Origin of the sequence: Luteimonas marina (genome assembly GCF_007859325.1) — a bacterium.
GTDB classification, from domain to species: domain Bacteria; phylum Pseudomonadota; class Gammaproteobacteria; order Xanthomonadales; family Xanthomonadaceae; genus Luteimonas; species Luteimonas marina.
In genome coordinates this window covers 284,912-303,369 of sequence record NZ_VOHK01000004.1, presented here as the reverse complement: position 1 = coordinate 303,369, position 18,458 = coordinate 284,912, and the positions used below count along the sequence as shown (strand labels likewise).

Annotated in this window: 13 protein-coding genes and 1 pseudogene; all 14 read left to right on the top strand. The window is 71.3% G+C overall.

Translation table 11 applies throughout. From position 1 onward, the window contains the following. Positions 1-569 precede the first annotated feature (569 nt). The 14 genes and pseudogenes from FQY83_RS10655 (at position 570) to FQY83_RS10590 (ending at position 18,449) form a co-directional block, all read left to right on the top strand. On the top strand, positions 570-6,536 hold the full coding sequence (locus FQY83_RS10655) for an ESPR-type extended signal peptide-containing protein (protein WP_146387805.1): 5,967 nt from the start codon (positions 570-572) through the stop codon (positions 6,534-6,536). A gap of 88 nt (positions 6,537-6,624) precedes the next feature. After that, entirely contained in the window at positions 6,625-7,077 is a 453-nt protein-coding gene (locus FQY83_RS10650) for a post-PEP-CTERM-1 domain-containing protein (protein ID WP_146387803.1), read from the top strand. Continuing rightward, positions 7,074-8,666, top strand: coding sequence for a pre-peptidase C-terminal domain-containing protein (locus FQY83_RS17685; RefSeq protein WP_192906690.1), 1,593 nt, complete (start codon positions 7,074-7,076; stop codon positions 8,664-8,666). Before FQY83_RS10650 ends, FQY83_RS17685 begins: the two co-directional genes overlap by 4 nt. Before the next feature lie 301 nt (positions 8,667-8,967). Beyond that, positions 8,968-10,698, top strand: coding sequence for a type II secretion system ATPase GspE (gene gspE / locus FQY83_RS10640; RefSeq protein ID WP_192906696.1), 1,731 nt, complete (start codon positions 8,968-8,970; stop codon positions 10,696-10,698). A gap of 79 nt (positions 10,699-10,777) precedes the next feature. Beyond that, entirely contained in the window at positions 10,778-11,086 is a 309-nt protein-coding gene (locus FQY83_RS10635; RefSeq protein WP_146387799.1) for a GIY-YIG nuclease family protein, read from the top strand. Between the two features lie 92 nt (positions 11,087-11,178). Then, positions 11,179-12,396 carry a type II secretion system protein XpsF gene (xpsF, locus tag FQY83_RS10630; protein ID WP_146387797.1) on the top strand — a complete coding sequence of 406 codons (1,218 nt, stop codon included), beginning with the start codon at positions 11,179-11,181 and terminating at the stop codon, positions 12,394-12,396. A 141-nt stretch (positions 12,397-12,537) separates the two neighbouring features. Further along, the gene (gspG, locus tag FQY83_RS10625; RefSeq protein WP_146387795.1) at positions 12,538-12,975 is read left to right on the top strand and encodes a type II secretion system major pseudopilin GspG; all 438 of its coding nucleotides are present in this window, start codon (positions 12,538-12,540) and stop codon (positions 12,973-12,975) included. A gap of 97 nt (positions 12,976-13,072) precedes the next feature. Then, positions 13,073-13,594: a type II secretion system protein XpsH gene (xpsH, locus tag FQY83_RS10620; RefSeq protein WP_272952461.1), complete on the top strand. Its 522-nt coding sequence runs from the start codon at positions 13,073-13,075 to the stop codon at positions 13,592-13,594. Between the two features lie 119 nt (positions 13,595-13,713). Then, positions 13,714-14,124, top strand: a pseudogene (xpsI, locus tag FQY83_RS10615) (type II secretion system protein XpsI); the annotation flags it as partial. 233 nt (positions 14,125-14,357) lie between these two features. After that, positions 14,358-15,002: a prepilin-type N-terminal cleavage/methylation domain-containing protein gene (locus tag FQY83_RS10610; protein ID WP_238333475.1), complete on the top strand. Its 645-nt coding sequence runs from the start codon at positions 14,358-14,360 to the stop codon at positions 15,000-15,002. 17 nt (positions 15,003-15,019) lie between these two features. After that, positions 15,020-15,862, top strand: a complete 843-nt coding sequence (locus tag FQY83_RS10605) for a type II secretion system minor pseudopilin (protein ID WP_146388129.1) — start codon at positions 15,020-15,022, stop codon at positions 15,860-15,862. Continuing rightward, positions 15,835-17,052, top strand: coding sequence for a PilN domain-containing protein (locus FQY83_RS10600; RefSeq protein WP_238333464.1), 1,218 nt, complete (start codon positions 15,835-15,837; stop codon positions 17,050-17,052). The genes FQY83_RS10605 and FQY83_RS10600 overlap by 28 nt, the downstream gene beginning before the upstream one ends. Next, positions 17,033-17,647 carry a type II secretion system protein GspM gene (gspM, locus tag FQY83_RS10595; protein WP_146387789.1) on the top strand — a complete coding sequence of 205 codons (615 nt, stop codon included), beginning with the start codon at positions 17,033-17,035 and terminating at the stop codon, positions 17,645-17,647. The genes FQY83_RS10600 and gspM overlap by 20 nt, the downstream gene beginning before the upstream one ends. Further along, on the top strand, positions 17,637-18,449 hold the full coding sequence (locus tag FQY83_RS10590; protein ID WP_146387787.1) for a hypothetical protein: 813 nt from the start codon (positions 17,637-17,639) through the stop codon (positions 18,447-18,449). Before gspM ends, FQY83_RS10590 begins: the two co-directional genes overlap by 11 nt. The last annotated feature ends 9 nt before the right edge of the window (positions 18,450-18,458 follow it).

Below are 18,458 nucleotides of genomic sequence, written 5' to 3'. Positions count from 1 at the left end.
CGTGGTCAGTCCACCCGCGTGCGGGCCCATCCTCCCGAATGCAGTGGGGAGCCTGCTCCCCGGATTCGCATGGCTGCGGAGATCCATGCTGCGGCGCAATACCGTCGGCGTGGAAGCGGGCAGCCGCCGCCCTGTCCCGGAGGGCGGCAGCGCCCGGATTGCGCCCCAAACCGTCGTCGCAACGGTTCCGGCGCCCCGGGAAGCGGATTCATTTTTCCGTGAAGTCAGTTCGTTTCACGCGAAACATCGAACGAACTGCAGCGCTTCGCGGTAACTGATTGAAACTCGGATAAAACCGCCTCTACTGCGTCATTTTGTGACGCAAGGCGTCTGACTGCTTGACGAAAATTGTCAGACGCGGTGAGTATCGTCACAGTCCTACAGCAGTTTGAGGGGCGTTCAGGAAGGCGCTGCCGGCACGCACATGGAAGGCCATCAAGCCAGACCAACTGCGATCGCGACCCGTCCTGATCCCTTTCCGCTCACTACGCACCGGACTCCCCTGGCAGTCCGTGCCCGTCGTTTTCCGGTGTTTTCCGCATCACGTCAACTTCACAGAGGGCCATTCGATGAACCGCATCTATTGCAAGGTCTGGAACCAGTCCAAGGGTCAGGTCACCGTCGCGTCGGAACTGGCCAAGTCGAAGGGCAAGGGGAAGGGGGCGCGGTTGCTGCAGGCGGTCGTGGTGGGCGGCGCGATCGCGTTCGCGGGCGCCGCGGCCGCGCATGGCCCGGGCCATGCAACCAAGCCCGGCTCGAAGGGGCAGCAGGCCAGCAAGTCGCAGGCGCATGGCGGCAAGCCGCACGTGCACGAAAAGCTGCCGGCGAAGGTCGTCGACGCCTGCGGCACGGCGGTCGCCTCGGCGACCGGCGCGATGGCCTGCGGCAATGACGCGGCGGCCAGCGGCGCGGGCTCGACCGCGGTCGGCAACGCGGCCAAGGCCACGCACGCGAACGCGACCGCGCTGGGCAACAACGCGCGGGCGCAGCAGTCGAACGCGACCGCGGTCGGTTCCAACGCGCTGGCTTCCGGTTCCGCGGCGACCGCGCTCGGCGGCGCGACCCAGGCGATCGGCCTGCGCAGCACCGCGGTCGGCTACTCGGCGCAGGCCCATGCCGAAGGCGCGATCGCGCTCGGCTTCAATGCCTACGTCGGCCCTGCCGCGACCGGCAGCGTGGCGCTGGGCTACGGCGCGCGCACCACCGAAGCCAACGTGTTCTCGGTCGGCAACGGCGGCGGCGCCGGCACGGTCGGGCCGGCCACGCGCCGGATCACCAACGTCAGCGACGGCATCGCCGACAGCGATGCGGCGACGGTCGGGCAGGTGGGCGAGGTCGCCGACGCCGTGGATGCGGTCGCCGAACTGGCCGAACACACCGACCGCTACTTCAAGGCCGACGGCGCCGACGACGGCAGCGACGACGCCAGCATCAGCGGCGACGGCGCCGTTGCCGCGGGCGCGGGCGCGACCGCCGACGGCGCGGGTGCAACGGCGCTGGGCGCGGGCTCGCAGGCGACGAACGCGTACGCGACGGCGGTGGGCAACGAGGCGTCCGCCTCGGGTCTGCAGTCGACGGCGGCGGGCTTCCGCAGCGATGCCTCGGGCGATGCCTCGTCGGCGTACGGCGGCTACAGCGTGGCGAGCGGCTTCGGCACGAGCGCCTTCGGCTATGGCGCGGAAGCGGTGCTCGACGGCGCGACGGCGCTGGGCTTCGGCGCGGTGGCGGGCGGCTACGACTCGGTGGCGGTGGGCGAGTCCGCACTGGCCAGCGGCGAGAACAGCGTGGCGGTGGGCGGTGCGTTCTGGGGCCTGCTGCCGACGGAAGCGGCGGGGGACTACTCCACGGCGGTGGGCGGCGCGGCCTACGCGGGCGGGTTCAATAGCACCGCGATCGGCAACTTCAGCAGCGCCGAAGGCGACAGCAGCCTGGCGCTGGGTTCGGACAGCGTGGCGCTGGGCGAAGGCAGCGTGGCGCTGGGCCAAGGCGCGTATGCGGACCGTGACTACACGGTGTCGGTGGGTGATGTCGGCGCCGAGCGCCAGATCACGAACGTGGCGGCGGGCACGGAAGGCACGGACGCGGTGAACGTGGACCAGCTGGAGGAAGCGACGGCGAGCAACCGCTACTTCCAGGCGACGGGCAACGACGACGACCCGAGCGACGACGTGGGCGCGTACGCCGAAGGCGCGTATGCGACGGCGTCGGGCGAGGCGACGAACGCGATCGGGCAGGGCGCATCGGCCTACGGCAGCGGCGCGTACGCCGAAGGGCTGAACGCGACGGCGTCGGGCTACAACGCGACAGCGACGGCGGACGGCGCGACGGCGGTGGGCGGGAGCCTGTACTACGAGGACCCGACGACGGGCGAGGTGCTGCTGGACCAGACGACGACGGCGTCGGCGGTGGGTGCGAGCGCGTACGGCGCGGGCGCGCAGGCGAACGGCGCGTTCAGCACGGCCAGCGGCGCGGCGGCTACGGCCGACGGCCTGCAGTCGAGCGCGAGCGGCTACAGCAGCGCAGCCTCGGGCGACTACACGACGGCGACGGGCAGCTTCAGCAACGCGGCCGGCTACGGCGGCAGCGCGCTGGGCTACGGCGCGGAAGCCTCGGGCGACTACGCCACGGCCGTGGGCGTGGTGGCGACGGCCTCGGGCGTGAGCAGCGTGGCGGTGGGCGAGTTCAGCGAGGCCACGGGCGACGAGAGTGTGGCGGTGGGCGGCTCGACCTTCTTCGGGTTCATCCCGGCGCAGGCCTCGGGCACGGGCGCGACGGCGGTGGGCGCAGGCGCGTGGGCGACGGGCGACTACGGCACGGCGCTGGGCTGGAACAGCTGGGCGAATGCGGAGAGCGCGACGGCGCTGGGCGAGAGCGCGACGGCGAGCGCGGCCAACAGCGTGGCGCTGGGCGCGGGCTCGCTGGCCGACCGGGAGAACACGGTCTCGGTAGGCAGCGCGGGCGCGGAGCGCCAGGTGACGAACGTGGCGGCGGGCACGGAAGCCACCGACGCGGTGAACCTGGAGCAACTGGAGGAGGCGACGCAGCACACGCGCTACTTCGCGGCCTCGGGCGGAGCGGACAGCGACAACGGCGCCTACGTGGAAGGCGACTACGCGACGGCGGCGGGCGAGTCGGCGACGGCGGTGGGCGAAGGCGCCTCGGCGCTGGGCAGCGGCGCGTTCGCGCTGGCGGACTACGCCACGGCAGTGGGCTTCAACGCGGTAGCCGACCAGGCCAGCGCGGTGGCGGTGGGCGCGAGCAGCACGGCGCTGGGCGAGTACGCGGTAGCCGTGGGCAGCGAAAGTTTTGCCGAAGGATTCGCGTCGACGGCGACGGGCGCGGCGGCGATGGCCGTCGGCGAAGGCAGCACGGCCGCGGGCGCGCTGGCGACGGCGAGCGGGATCGAGTCGACGGCGGTGGGCGCGTTCGCCGAGGCGACGGGCGACCTGGCGACGGCGGCGGGCGCGGAGAGCGTGGCCTCGGGCAACGAGTCCTCGGCCTTCGGTGCGCTGTCGGAGGCGTCGGGGCATTACGCGACGGCGGTGGGCGCACGTGCGGATGCGTCGGGCTTCAACAGCACTTCGCTGGGCAGCTGGAGCACGGCTTCGGGGTTCAACGCGACGGCGGTGGGTGCCGACAGCGTGGCCAGCGGCGACGACAGCCTGGCCGTGGGCCAGGCGGCGATTGCCAGCGGCGCGGAGAGCGTGGCGGTGGGTGGCAGTTCGCTGTCCGGATTCTTCCCGACCGAAGCTTCCGGCGACTACGCGACGGCAGTGGGCGCAGGCGCATGGGCAGTGGGCACCAACAGCACGGCGCTGGGCAACTTCGCCACGGCCGAAGGCGAGGACAGCACCGCGCTGGGCGTCGGCAGCTACGCCAGTGCGGACAACAGCGTGGCGCTGGGCGTGGGCTCGGAGGCCGACCGCGAGGGTACGGTCTCGGTGGGCAGCGTGGGTTCGGAGCGCCAGATCACGAACGTGGCGGCGGGCACGGAAGGCACGGACGCGGTGAACCTGGAGCAGTTGGAGGAGGCGACGGCGAGCACGCGCTACTTCCAGGCGACGGGCAACGACGACGACCCGAGCGACGACGTGGGCGCGTACGCCGAAGGCACGTATGCGACGGCGTCGGGCGAGGCGACGAACGCGATCGGGCAGGGCGCGTCGGCCTACGGCAGCGGCGCGTACGCCGAAGGGCTGAACGCGACGGCGTCGGGCTACAACGCGACGGCGACGGCGGACGGTGCGACGGCGGTGGGCGGCAGCCTGTACTACGAGGACCCGACGACGGGCGAGGTGCTGCTGGACCAGACGACGACGGCGTCGGCGGTGGGCGCGAGCGCGTTCGGCGCGGGCGCGCAGGCGAACGGCGCGTTCAGCACGGCCAGCGGCGCGGCGGCCACGGCCGACGGCCTGCAGGCCACGGCGATCGGCTACAGCAGCACGTCCTCCGGACTGGCGGCGACGAGCCTGGGCGGCTTTTCCGAGGCGACGGGTGATTTCTCGACCGCGCTTGGCTACGGCGCCGCGGCGAGCAACACGCGCACGACGGCAGTGGGCATCACATCGACAGCCAGCGGCCTGAATGCCACGGCGGTGGGCAACACGTCCACGGCCAGTGGCAACGCCAGTGCGGCGCTGGGCAGCAGTTCGAACGCGACCGGGCTGAACGCGACCGCGCTGGGTGCCTCGGCGTGGGCGACGGCAGACAACGCCACCTCGGTGGGCCAACTGGCCTGGGCGACAGTGGCCGGTGGCACGGCGATCGGCCGCGACGCCTATGTCTACGGCGCGGGCGTCAACGCCACGGCAGTGGGCCTGAGCGCGTGGGCGAACGGCGCCAGCAGCGTGGCGTTGGGCGCGGGCGCGCGGGCTACCGAGGAAAACGTGGTGTCGGTGGGCAACGGCACCGGCGCCGGCGGGCATCCGGCGACGCGGCGGATCGTCAACGTCGGCGATGGCGTGGCCGCCAGCGATGCGGCGACGGTGGGCCAGCTCGAAGCGGTGACGGAGCACACGCGCTACTTCGCAGCCTCGGGCGGCGCGGACAGCGACAACGCCGCCTACGTGGAAGGCGATTACGCGACGGCGGCGGGCGAGTCGGCGACGGCGGTGGGCGAAGGCGCCTCGGCGCTGGGCAGCGGCGCGTTCGCACTGGCCGAACGTGCCACGGCCGTCGGCTTCAATGCCTCCGCCGGCGGCGTGGATGCCGTTGCGCTCGGGGCGTCGGCCAGCGCCATCGGGGACGGTTCCGTGGTCCTCGGCGCGGGCGCCGTCTCCTGGGGCTCGGGCGCGGTGGCAGTGGGGTCCGGCGGCACGGCCAATGCGGACGCCGCGACTGCGGTCGGCGGCTTCGCGAATGCCGCCGGGACCAACAGCGTCGCGGTCGGCAGTGGTGCGGTGTCGCTGGGCGACCACTCGACCGCGCTGGGCGCGGATGCGTTTGCAGAAGCCGACGGCAGCGTCGCGCTGGGCCAGGGTTCTGTTGCCGATCGCGCGAACACAGTATCGGTGGGCAGCGCAGGCAGCGAACGGCAGATCACCAATGTCGCCGCCGGCAGGATCGCACTCGGGAGCACCGACGCCGTGACCGGTGGCCAGGTGTACGACGCACTCGACAGCACTGCGCAGATCCTCGGTGGCGGCGCAGGGGTCACCGCGTTCGGCACGCTGTCCGCGCCGGCGTACATGATCCAGGGCAGGACCTACTTCAGCGTCGGTGACGCGTTCGGTGCAGTGGACGCGCAGATCAGCGTGCTCGGCAATCGCCTGAACTCGCTCGAGGCCTCGAGCATGGCATCCGAGAACTCCACTGCCTCGGCTGCTGCGAGCCGGCGCACCGGCAACGGAATCGACAACGGCGATGCCACGGACGGTGGACTGGTACACGACAGGGGGACGGACACGGTCGGCTCCGGCAGGGCGGGTGGTACCCAGGTGGTCGACACCGCGACATCCACCGCCGTCACCGTCGGCCAGGGCGCCGTGGCCACGCAGGCCACCGCCACCGCGATCGGCGATGGCGCCACCGCGACGGCCGCGGGATCGGTGGCGCTGGGCCAGGGTTCGGTGGCCGATCGCGCGAACACGGTCTCGGTGGGCAGCGCCGGCAACGAGCGGCAGATCACCAATGTCGCGGCGGGCACCCAATCCACCGATGCGGTGAACGTTGCCCAGCTCGAATCCACCGCCACCCAGGCGGTGGCCGATGCCAACGCCTACACCGACCAGAAATTCAGCGCCTGGAGCGACAGCTTCTCCGCCTACCAGACCCAGCTCGAGCAGCGTTTCACCGACCAGGACCGTCGCATCGACCGCCAGGGCGCGATGGGCGCGGCGATGCTCAACATGGCCACCAGCGCCGCGGGCATCCGCACCCAGAACCGGGTCGGCGTCGGCGTCGGCTTCCAGGGCGGCCAGAGCGCGCTGTCGCTGGGCTACCAGCGCGCGATCAGCGATCGCGCCACGCTGACACTCGGCGGCGCGTTCAGCGGCGACGAGAAGTCGGTCGGTGTCGGTGCCGGCTTCGGTTGGTAAGAGGCTGCATCCGGGCCGGCGCCGGCGCGTACGGTTTTCTTTGCGGTGCAAACAGGCACGTTGTTTCCGACAGTCAAGGAGAAACGCAATGACGTACAAGCGCGTAGTGAACATCCTGTGCGGGACGGTCCTCGTCTCGTTCGCCGCGGCGGGCGTCATTGCCGGCGAGACGCAGGTCGACGGCGCGGCCTCGCCGGATGAGGCGATGCCGGTGACCTACCACGGCGTCCAGGTGTTCGTCGATCCGGCCACCGGCAAGCTGCAGGCGCCCAGCGCCGCGCAGCGGCAGGCGCTGGGCAAGGTGATGCAGCAGGATCGTGCCGCCGCGCTCGCCAGGCGTCCGCGCGACGAGATCGCGGCCCGCTCGACGCTGCGCACCAGCCGGACCGGGCAGGTCGCCGCACTGGTGCAGGTTCCCGACAGCCACTTCAGCCACCTCGTCGCCGAACGCCAGGCCGATGGCAGCATTCGGATCAACCACGGGAACGAGCCGGAACAGCAGGCCACGGATGCCGTCGCGGAGCAGGAGGTGACGCCATGAGCCGCCGCAAGCTGCTGGTCCCCACCGTCCTCGCCGCCGCGCTGTTCCAGGCCAGCACCGCCTACGCCGGCGCCAGGATCACCATCGTCAACGCCGACGCCGGCACCGGCCAGGGCTTCGAGGACGCGACGCCCGTCGCGCCCGTCGGCGGCAATCCCGGCACCACGCGCGGCGAACAGGCGCTGATCGTGTTCCAGTTCGCGGCCGACCTGCTCGGCTCCGTGCTCGAGAGCGAGGTGGAAATCCTCAACCAGGCGAGCTTCCAGGCGCTGTCGTGCACGGCGACCGGCGGCGTGCTCGGATCGTCGGGCACCAACTACATCTTCGCCTTCAACGCGGGGCCGACCCTGCCCGAAGGCGCGGTTGCGGATACCTGGTACCACTCGGCGCTGGGCGATGCGCTGGCCGCGACCGACCTGGGCAGCGCCAACGGCCTGCCGGCGGACACGCCGGACATCATCAGCCGCTTCAACGGACGGCTGGGGCAGCCCGGCTGCCTCACCGGCTCGGGCTGGTACTTCGGCCTCGACGGCAACACCCCGTCGAACCTGATCAACTTCCTCGACGTCGTCGTGCACGAGATGGCGCACGGCCTCGGTTTCTCCGGGTTCAACACGCTGTCGACCGGCGCGCAGTTCCAGGGGCGGCCGGACATCTACTCCACCTTCGTCATCGACAACTCGACCGGCACCGCGTGGACCGCGATGACCGACGCCCAGCGCGCGGCGGCGGCCGTCAACGACTCGCACCTGGTGTTCACCGGCGCTGCGGTCAAGGACGAGGCGCCGCTGGCGCTGACGGCGGGCGTGGACGGCGACGGCAACGTCCAGCTGTATGCGCCGACGGCGCTGGCCCAGGGCTCGTCGTTCTCGCACTACGACACCCGCCTGACGCCCAACGCGGTGATGGAGCCGTTCATCAACGACGACCTGCTCGCGGCGCTGAACCTGGACCTGACCCCCGCGCTGTTCTCCGACATCGGCTGGCAGATCAACCGCGGCAACCAGTTCCTGCTCGACTGCGACACAGGCGTGCCGACCAGCGTGGCGGGCGGCCCCATCGTCGGTGCGAACATCTACGGCACCGCGCGCGCGACGGCGGGCGGCACCGGCGACATCGACGTCTACCGCGACGGCATCCGCGCCTACGTTGACGGCCTTGCCGATGATGGCCTGCTGAGCCCTGCCGAGCATGCTTCGGTGACCGCCTGCCTCAGCGATGAGCAGACCGAACTGCAGTTCGAGCAGTGGGGCGGTGAAGCCGGTCCGGAACCCGGTGACGCGATCCCGCTGGCCAACCAGGTGCCGGTGACCGGACTGTCCGGGGCCGCGGGCAGCGAGGTGCTGTACAGCATCACCGTGCCGGGCGGCACGAGCGGGCCGCTGAGCATCACCACCACCGGCGGCAGCGGCGACGTCTCCCTGCTGGTCAGCTTCGAGGCGGAGCCGACGACGGCGGCGGACCATCGCTCCGAGCGTCCGGGCAACAACGAGACGGTGCGCGTCAACGCACCGGCGGCGGGCACGTACTACGTCAAGCTCGTCGGCGTGCGCGCGTACAGCAACGTCAGGCTGCAGGCCCGCTACTGATGCCCGCCTCCGGGCGGTGATCCCGAGCCCCGGCCCTGCCGGGGCTCTTTTTTGGATGGTTCCCCGCCGCCAGCGGTGCGCAATCGCAACCGTGGGAGCGCCTTCAGGCGCGATGCTCTTGATGGCGGCGGGCGGCGGGGCAAAGAGCATCGCGCCTGAAGGCGCTCCCACGTGCATCGCGACAGGGTGCCCGTCGCGGGTGGGTCCGGCCCGATGCGCTGTGATCGCCGCACGGTTTAGCCAGCCGTCCGGCGCAAACTGCTAAAGTCGGACCCCCAACGGAATCCCCGCCGTGAACGCGATCCCCGACAGTCACGCCAGCGAATCCACGGCCGCGGATGCGCAGGACCGCATCGTCGCGGCGCTGCTCGCCAGGCAGCAGCTCAAGGACGTGGACCTCGCGCGCGCGCGCCGGCTGCAGGAGGAAACCGGCGGCGGCATCCTGCAGTTGCTCTCGCGTCTGGGGCTGGTGTCCGAGCGCGACCACGCCGAGGCCTGCGCCGAAACGCTGTCGCTGCGCCTGCTCGGCGCCAAGGACATGCCGGCCTCGCCACCGGAACTGCTGCCCGACGCGCAGCCGCTGAGCGTGCGCTTCCTCAAGCAGTTCCAGCTGTGCCCGATCGGCGAGAGCCACGGCCGGCTGGCGCTGTGGATGGCCGATCCGTACGACGACTACGCGCTCGACGCCGTGCGCCTGGCGACCGGCTGCGACGTGCAGCCCGTCGTCGGCCTGCGCTCGGAGATCGACGACCTGGTCGAGCGCTGGCACGGCCAGGGCCGCAGCGCGATGGGCGCGATCGTCGAGACCACCGACGGCGAGGGCGGCGGCGACATGGACGACGTCGAGCACCTGCGCGACCTCGCGTCCGAGGCGCCGGTCATCCGCCTGGTCAACCTGGTCATCCAGCGCGCGGTCGAACTGCGCGCCTCGGACATCCACATCGAACCGTTCGAGAACCGGCTCAAGGTGCGCTACCGCATCGACGGCGTGCTCGAGGACGGCGAGAGCCCGCCGTCGAACCTGACCGCGGCGGTGATCAGCCGCGTCAAGATCATGGCCAAACTCAACATCGCCGAGCGCCGCCTGCCGCAGGACGGCCGCATCATGCTGCGCGTGCAGGGCAAGGAGCTCGACCTGCGCGTGAGCACGGTGCCGACCGCGCACGGCGAGAGCGTGGTGATGCGCCTGCTCGACCGCGAGACGGTGGTATTCGACTTCGAGCGGCTCGGCTTCACACAGGACTTCCTGCCGCAGTTCCAGAAGGTGCTGGAGCAGCCGCACGGCATCCTGCTGGTCACCGGCCCCACCGGCTCGGGCAAGACGACGACGCTGTACACCGCGCTGAGCAAGCTCAACACGCCCGACGTCAAGATCATCACCGTCGAGGATCCGGTCGAGTACCAGATCGAGGGCATCAACCAGATCCAGGCCAAGCCGCAGATCGGGCTCGACTTCGCCCACGCGCTGCGCAGCATCGTGCGCCAGGACCCGGACATCATCATGATCGGCGAGATGCGCGACCTCGAGACGGCGCGCATCGCGATCCAGTCCGCGCTCACCGGCCACCTCGTGCTCAGCACGCTGCACACCAACAACGCCGCCGGCGGCATCACCCGCATGCTCGACATGGGCGTCGAGGACTACCTGATGACCTCCACGGTCAATGGCATCCTCGCCCAGCGCCTCGTGCGCCGGCTGGAGCCGCGGCATGCGGAGAAGTACCCGGCCTCGCCCGAGGAGATCGAGAAGTTCGGCCTGCGCCGGTTCCAGCCCGAGGGCGAGATCTTCCTGTACCGCGCACGCGGTTCGGCGATCGCGCCGACCGGCTACCTCGGCCGCACCACGATCATGGAGTTCCTGGTGATGAACGACGAGCTGCGCCGCGCGGTGATGCGTCACGCCGGCATGGGCGAACTCGAGCAGATCGCGCGCCAGAACGGCATGCGCACCATGTACGAGGACGGCATCGCCAAGGCGCTGGCGGGCGTCACCACGATCGAGGAAGTGCTGCGCGTCACGGAGGAGGGGTGAGCGCGATCTGGCGCGATCGGGCTTCCGATCGTCATTCCCGCGAAAGCGGGAATCCATGGACGCTTTACCGGGAAATGCGATGGACAAGCAGCCCTGCGTCTACATACTGGCAAGCGACCGCAACGGCATGCTGTATATCGGCGTTACCAGCGATTTGATCGGCAGAACGTGGCAACACCGGGAGCACATCGTGGACGGGTTCACAAAACGCTATGGCGTGGCCCGGCTGGTCTGGTATGAAATGCACGCCACGATGGAGTCGGCGATCTTGCACGAGAAGCGGATCAAGAAATGGAGGCGGGCGTGGAAGGCGCAGCTGATCGACGAGAAAAATCCTTCCTGGCGGGATCTGTGGCCTGACATCACTGGCCAAGTGCCTAAAGCGTAACGTCCATGGATGACCAGCGCTTCGCGCTGTTGAAAAGCACCTCCCGCTTTTTCGGGAATGACGAGCAAAGAAGAAGCGACTGATTTCGAATCATGCCCCTCTACCGCTACAAGGCATTGAACGCGCGCGGCGAAATGCTCGACGGCCAGATGGATGCGGCCAGCGACGCCGAAGTCGCGCTGCGCCTGCAGGAGCTCGGCCACCTGCCGGTCGAGGCGCGGCTGGCGAGCGAAGGCGGCGGCGAACCTGCGTGGAAAACCTTGTTCAAGCCCAGGCCCTTCGCCGGCCCGCGGCTGGTGCAGTTCACCCAGCAACTGGCCACCCTGCTCGGCGCCGGGCAGCCGCTGGATCGTGCGTTGACGATCCTGCTGGACCTGCCCGAGGAGCCCGCCGCCAAGCGCACCATCGCCGAGATCCGCGACGCGGTGCGCAGCGGCACCGCGCTGTCGGCTGCGCTGGAGCGCCAGCACGGTACCTTCTCGCGGCTCTACATCAACATGGTGCGCGCCGGCGAGGCCGGCGGCAGCCTCGAGGACACCCTGCAGCGGCTGGCCGACTACCTCGAACGCAGCCGTGCGCTGCGCGGGCGCGTGATCAACGCGCTGATCTATCCGGCGATCCTGCTGGTGATGGTCGGCCTGTCGCTGATGTTCCTGCTCGGCTACGTGGTGCCGCAGTTCGCGGCGATGTACGAAAGCCTCGATGCGCCGCTGCCGCTGTTCACGAAGCTGGTGCTCGCGCTCGGGTTGTTCGTGCGCGACTGGTGGATCGTGCTGCTGGTGGTGCCGGCGCTGGCGATCTGGTGGCTCGACCGCCGCCTGCGTGATCCGGCTTTCCGCACTCGCTTCGACGGCTGGCTGCTGCGGCAGAAGCTGGTGGGTTCGCTGGCGGCGCGGCTGGAAACCGCGCGCCTCGCGCGCACGCTCGGCACCCTGCTCAGGAACGGCGTACCGCTGATGGCGGCGCTGGGCATCGGCAAGACCGTGGTCGGGAACCGCGTGCTGTCGGCCGATGTCGAAGCCGCCGCGGAGGACGTCAAGAACGGCGCGGGCCTGTCGGCGGCGCTGGGCAAGGGCAAGCGCTTCCCGCGGCTGGCGCTGCAGATGGTGCAGGTGGGCGAGGAGTCCGGCGCGCTTGATGCGATGCTGCTCAAGACCGCCGACACCTTCGAGCAGGAAACCGGGCAGGCGCTGGACCGGATGCTCGCCGCGCTGGTGCCGGCGGTGACGATGCTGCTGGCGCTGGTGGTGATGGTGGTGATCCTGGCCGTGCTGATCCCGATCTACGACCTGACCAACGTGATCGGGTAAGCGGTTCATGGTGGGGGCGGGATCATTCGACTTGTACGAGATTGGTGAGAGGACGTGATGATGGGTAATCGACGGTTTCAGGTGCGGGTGGTTGGGCGGAAGGCGCGGGCTGAAAGCGGGTCTTACAGGCGATTCATTCGTATGAGCCGTGGCGACGGCATCATTTCGCACCCCGCGGTGCGCCAATCGCAGCGCGGCTTCAGCCTGATCGAGATCATCCTGGTGGTGGTGCTGATCGGCGGCATCGTCGCGTTCGCGGCCACGCGCATCCTCGGCGGCGGCGATCGCGCCAAGGTGCGGCTCGCCGAGGCGCAGGTGCAGACGCTGGCCGAGAAGATCAGCCAGTTCGAGATGGACACCGGCACGCTGCCGGCCTCGCTCGACCAGTTGGTGACGCAGCCTGGTGGCGCGGTCGGCTGGCTGGGGCCGTACGCGAAGGACTCGGAACTGAAGGATCCCTGGAACACACCCTACGAGTACCGCGCGCCGGGCGACGGCAGGCCTTACGACATCGTCAGCCATGGCGCGGACCGCAAGCCGGGCGGCGACAGCGTCAACGCCGACATCCGCAACGATTAGGGTGCACACCCGCGACTCTCGCCCCTCCGTCATTCCCGCGAAAGCGGGAATCCATTTTGGCGTGGCGCCGGGAAACGAAAAGCAAATGGATTCCCGCTTGACCAGACATTCGTCTGTCGAGAGCCGCGGGAATGACGGGAGGGAGAGCGAAGGTCCGTCATCGACACGTCGTCCACAGCGCGGCTTCTCCCTGCTCGAAATCCTGTTGGTCATGGCGCTGATCGCCGCGACCGGGCTGCTCGCCGCGGGCGTGCTGACCGGCGGCTTCGACCGCATGGCCCTGCGCTCCAGCGCCAAGGAGGTGACGTCGCAACTGCGCTTCGCGCGCGCGCGCGCGATCGCCACCGGCAAGCCGCAGCAGTTCCTGATCGATCCCGCCGCGCATGCCTGGCAGGGCGCGAACGGGCGCAGCGGCGACCTGCCGAAGAAGCTCGGCGTGCATTTCATCGGCGCGCGCGAACTGCAGCCGGCCGAGGGCGTCGGCGCAATCATGTTCTTCGGTGATGGCGCGTCGAGCGGCGGACGCGTGCAGCTCAGCCTGCGCGATGCGGCCTGGAACGTGGACGTAGCGTGGCTGACGGGCGAGGTAACGCTGCGTCGGGGCGAGGTGGTGCGATGAGGCGGGTGGAACCGGGGACCGGGGACCGGGGGCCGGGAAAAAGCGGGAAGCCGCGAGTGCGGGGAGGCTGCGCTCGCCGTTGCCGGGTCCCCGGTCCCCGGTCCCCGGTCCCGACTTTCCAGCGGGGGTACACCCTCCTCGAAATCATCGTCGCTTTCGCCGTGCTCGGCCTCGCGCTGACCCTGCTGCTGGGCACGCTGTCCGGTGGCGTGCGCCAGGTACGCTGGTCGGCGGACAGCGGGCGCGCGGCGCTGCATGCGCAGTCGCTGCTGGACGAAGTGGGCGTGGGCGAAGTGTTGCAGCCGGGGCGCCGAGACGGTGATTTCGATGGTGGGCGCTATCGCTGGGTGCTGGACGTCGCGCCCTACGTGGACCGCAGCCTGCCGCCCGGGCGGCCGTTCGATCCGTTCTCGCCGCAGCTGCTGCAGCTGCAGTTGACGGTGACCTGGGGCGAGGGCGGGCCGCGCGAACGGCTGCAGCTGCAGTCGCTACGGTTGGTGCAGCCGGATCCGGCGGGGGTGTCGGGATGAGGTGGTTTGCGGATCGGAACCGGAGGGCAGGTCGGCGCCTGGCGATATTGCGGCGCGTTGGCCCCCACCCCAACCCTCCCCCGCAGGCGGGGGAGGGAGCAGGAGCGGCGCTCGCTGTTGGCTCCCTCCCCCGCTTGCGGGGGAGGGCTGGGGTGGGGGCCCGCGCGCGATGCCTGCAGGAAAAAAATAATTCTCGCGGGCGATTCACTGATATCAGCCGTGGCGACGGCATCATTCCCCGCGCTGCGGGCCGCGGTCCGCAGCGCGGCTTCACCCTGCTCGAAATCCTGCTCGCCACCACCCTGCTCGCCGCCGGCCTCGCGCTCGGTTTCGCCACCCTGCGCGCGGCGACGGCAACGGTGGATCGCGGCGAGGCGCTCGCCGACCGCACCGAGCGCATGCGCGCGGTCGAAGGGTTCCTGCGCCGCCGCCTGTCGTCGGCCACGCCGATCGCGTTCGCGATCGAGGACGATACCGGGCGGATGATCCGCTTCATCGGCGAGCCCGATCGCGTGCGCTTCGTCGCCGACCTGCCGAACTACCTCGGACGCGGCGGGCCGCACCTGCACGACATCGCGGTGCTCGACGGCGACGGCGGGCAGCGGCTGGCGGTGTCGTTCGCGATGGCCATCGCCGGCGGCACGATCGAGGACCGCAACGCGCGCCCGCCCGAATCGCTGGTGCCGGACCTGACCGACGCGCGCTTCCGCTATCGCGGCATCGGCGAGGACGGCTACCTGGGTGAGTGGACCGACACCTGGGAGCAGGTCGATACGCTGCCGCTGCAGGTGTCGATCGAACTCGCCAGCCGCAGCGGCGGCACATGGCCGCCGCTGGTGGTGATGCTGCCGCAGCGGATGGGCGGGATGGTGCCGTGACCACGGTGCGCGAACGCATGCGCGGCGCGGCGCTGATCCTGGTGCTGTGGCTGACGGCCCTGCTCGCGGCGCTGATCGGCGCGTTCGCGATGAGCGCGCAGATCGAGTACCTGCAGGGCCGCACCCTGGGCAGTGGACTGGCGGCGGCGCAGGCCGCGCGCGCGGCCCTGGAGTATGCGGCGACGCGGGTGTCCGATCCCGATCCGCAGCGGCAGTGGCTGCCCGATGGCCGCGCCTACCCCTGGCGCTTCGCCGATGCCGAGGTCGAGGTCCGCATCGTCGACGAGTCCGGCAAGCTCGACCTCAACGCCGCCGATGCCGCCACGCTGGCGGCGCTGATGCGCGCGGTGGGCGCGCAGCCGGACCTGGCCGACAGCGTGTCGGCCGCGATCCTGGACTGGCGCGACGCCGACGACCTGACCCAGCCGCAGGGCGGCGCCGAGGACCCGCAGTACGCCGCCGCCGGCCTGCCGTACGGCGCCAAGGACGCGCCGTTCGAGACCGTGGCCGAGGTCGAGCAGGTGCTGGGCATGACGCCGGCGCTGTACGACGCCCTGGCCGCGCACCTGACGATCCACAGCGGCCTGCCGATCCCCGACCCGCGCTTCGCGACCGGCGCCGCGCTCACGGCGATGGGCATCGACGCCGCACCGGTGCTGGCCAATCGTGAACGCCCCCCGCTGCCCGGCGATCCCTCGTTCGTGGGCGCCGGCAGCGGCACGTATAGTATCGACAGCCATGCACGGCTCAGGGACGGCCGCGAATCCGTCCTGCGCGCCGTGGTCCGGCTGGGGCCCAGTGGCGTGCCCGGGTCGGCGTTCACCGTCATGAGATGGGAGGAAGGCGCGTCGCCGCGATGATGGCCGCCGTCGAACAACCAGGAACGGCGCCATCGGGCCTGCGCGGCGGCTTGCGCCGGGTCGAAGGCTCCCTGCGCCCGCGCCTGCGCGAGTTCCGCAGCTGGTGGACGCGCTCGCTCGCCAGCTGGCTGCCGGCTCGGGTCCGCGACCTGTTCGGCCTGTCGCCGCAGCGCCTGCTGCTGCGCCGTCACGGCAACGAGCTCCAGCTGTCGCTGTGGCGCGGCGACGCCGAGCGCGCGCTCGCCGGACTCCCCGTTCCCGAAGCAGGCGCCGCCGAAGCCGATCCGCTGGGATCGCTGCTGTCGCCGCGCATCGTCGAGGTGCCGCGCTGGCTGGTGCTGCCGGCGTCCGCGGTCCTGCGCCGGCGCCTGACCCTGCCGGCGGCGGCGGGCGAGCGCCTGCGCGAGGTGCTCGGCTTCGAGATCGACCGGCAGACGCCGTTCACCGCGGCCGAAGTCAGCTACGACGCGCGCCTGCTCGGCCATCGCGGCGACGACCAGCTCGAAGCGGAACTGGTGGTGGTGCCGAAGGCGACGCTGGAGGCCGCGCTGGCGGCGCTCGGCGCACTGGCGCCGACGCTGGCCGGCGTCGACGTGGCCGATGCCGGCGGCCGGCCGCTCGGCGTCAACCTGATGACCGGCGCGCAGCGCCGCCTGCGCGGCGATCCCTGGCGCCGGCGCAATCTCGTGCTGCTGCTGGTCGCCGCGGCGGCGCTGTTCTTAGGCATGTGGCAGATGCTGGCCAACCGCGAGGCGGCCGCCGACTACTTCGAGCAGCAGGTCGACGAGGAAGTCCGCCAGGCGCGCGGCGCATCGCTGGAGAAGCGCCAGCTGGTCGACCTGATCGAGGGCGGCGCCTTCCTGCAGGCCGCGCGCGCCGGCAAGCCGACGATGGTCGAGGTGATGGACGAACTCGCCCGGCGCCTGCCCGACGACACCTATCTCGAAAAGCTGTCGGTCGAGGGCGAGCGCATCCTGCTGATCGGGCTCAGCCGCGAGGCCTCGGCCCTGGTCGGCCGGCTGCAGGGCTCGCCGCTGTGGACCGATCCGGCGCTGGCGGGCGCGCTGCAGCCGGACCCGCGCACGCGCATGGACCGCTTCACCCTCACCGCGAAGCTCGCGACCGCACCGGCGCAGGCGCCGGGCAACGCCGCGGCCAGGGGGGCGCCGGATGCAGCCGGAGGTCACTAGGCGCGACCGCTGGCTGGCGCTGGCGATCCTCGCCGGCGTGCTCGCGCTCGCCTACCTGCTGCTGGTGCATCCGTGGTGGACGGCGCCGCTGCTGGAAACCAACGCGCGCATCGACACCCTGCGCGACCGCGACCTGCGTGCGCGCATGGAGCTGGGGCAGGCGCCGGAAGTGCGCGAGCGCCTCGCCGCCGCGCGCGCGGCGGCGGGCAGCGCGCCGGGCTTCATGGCCGAAGCCAACGTGCAGCTGGCGACCTCGGCCCTGGTGCAGCGGCTGGAGCAGGCGGTGCTGGCCGCCAGTCCCGGCAACCGCAGCTGCGCGATCACCAACCGCCAGCCGATGAACGACACGCGCCCCGAGCGCTTCCCGCGCGCCGCCGTGCAGGTGCGCCTGACCTGCGGCAACCCCGAGCTCGCGGCGGTGCTGCACTCGCTGGAAAGCGGCTCGCCGCGGCTGTTCGTCGACAACCTCAACCTGCTCGCGCAGCGCTACCAGTTCAGCGCCGGCCAGGGCAGCGGTGGCGGCGTCGACGTCAGCTTCGACCTATACGGCTACCTGCAGCCGGGAACGGGCGCGGGAGCGGCCGATGCGCGCTGAGGATGCCGGCGCCCGCACCTGGCTGTACGCCGCGCTCGCGGGCTGGGCGGTCTGCGTCTGGGGACTGGCGCTGTTCGGCATGGGCGGCAGCATCGACCGGCTCGACGACGATCCCTCGCTGCGCCAGGCGCTGCCGTCGCCGACGGCCCGCGGCGAGGAACGGCTCGGCCCGCTGGCGCAGTACGGCGACGTCGCCGCGCGCCCGCTGTTCACCGACAACCGCCGGCCGCAGCCGTTCGTGATCGACCCGATGGGCGATACGGGCGAGGCCGGCAACGATTTCGACTACATGCTGACCAGCGTCCTGCGCACCCCCGACCTGCAGATGGTGATCCTGCAGCCGAGCGGCGGCGGCGAGCCGGTGCGGGTGAAGCAGGGGGGCGCGCCGGAATCCGCGCCCGGCTGGGTGCTGCAGTCGGTCGACGCGCGCAAGGCCGTGTTCGCGGGCCCCGAGGGCGAGCGCACCCTGGAACTGCGCGTGTTCGACGGCGTCGGCGGGCAGCCGCCCACGCAGGTCGCCGCGCCGGCGGCCGATGCCGCCGGCATGTCCGGCCGCGCGCCGGCCGCGGTGGCGGACGCGGACATGGTGGTGGAGCCGCCGCGCGCGACCGGCGGTTCGCAGCCGCCGATGGACGCCACGGGTCCGGGCCAGGAGGCCGACAGCGCGCCGGACGCGGCCGTGTCGCAGCAGGCCGCGCAGGAGCAGGTCGAGATGATCCGCCGCCGCATCGAGGAGCGTCGCGCCAGGCTGCGCCAGGACGAGATGGCGCGTTCGAACCAGCGAGCCAACCAGAAGAAATAGACTGTGCCG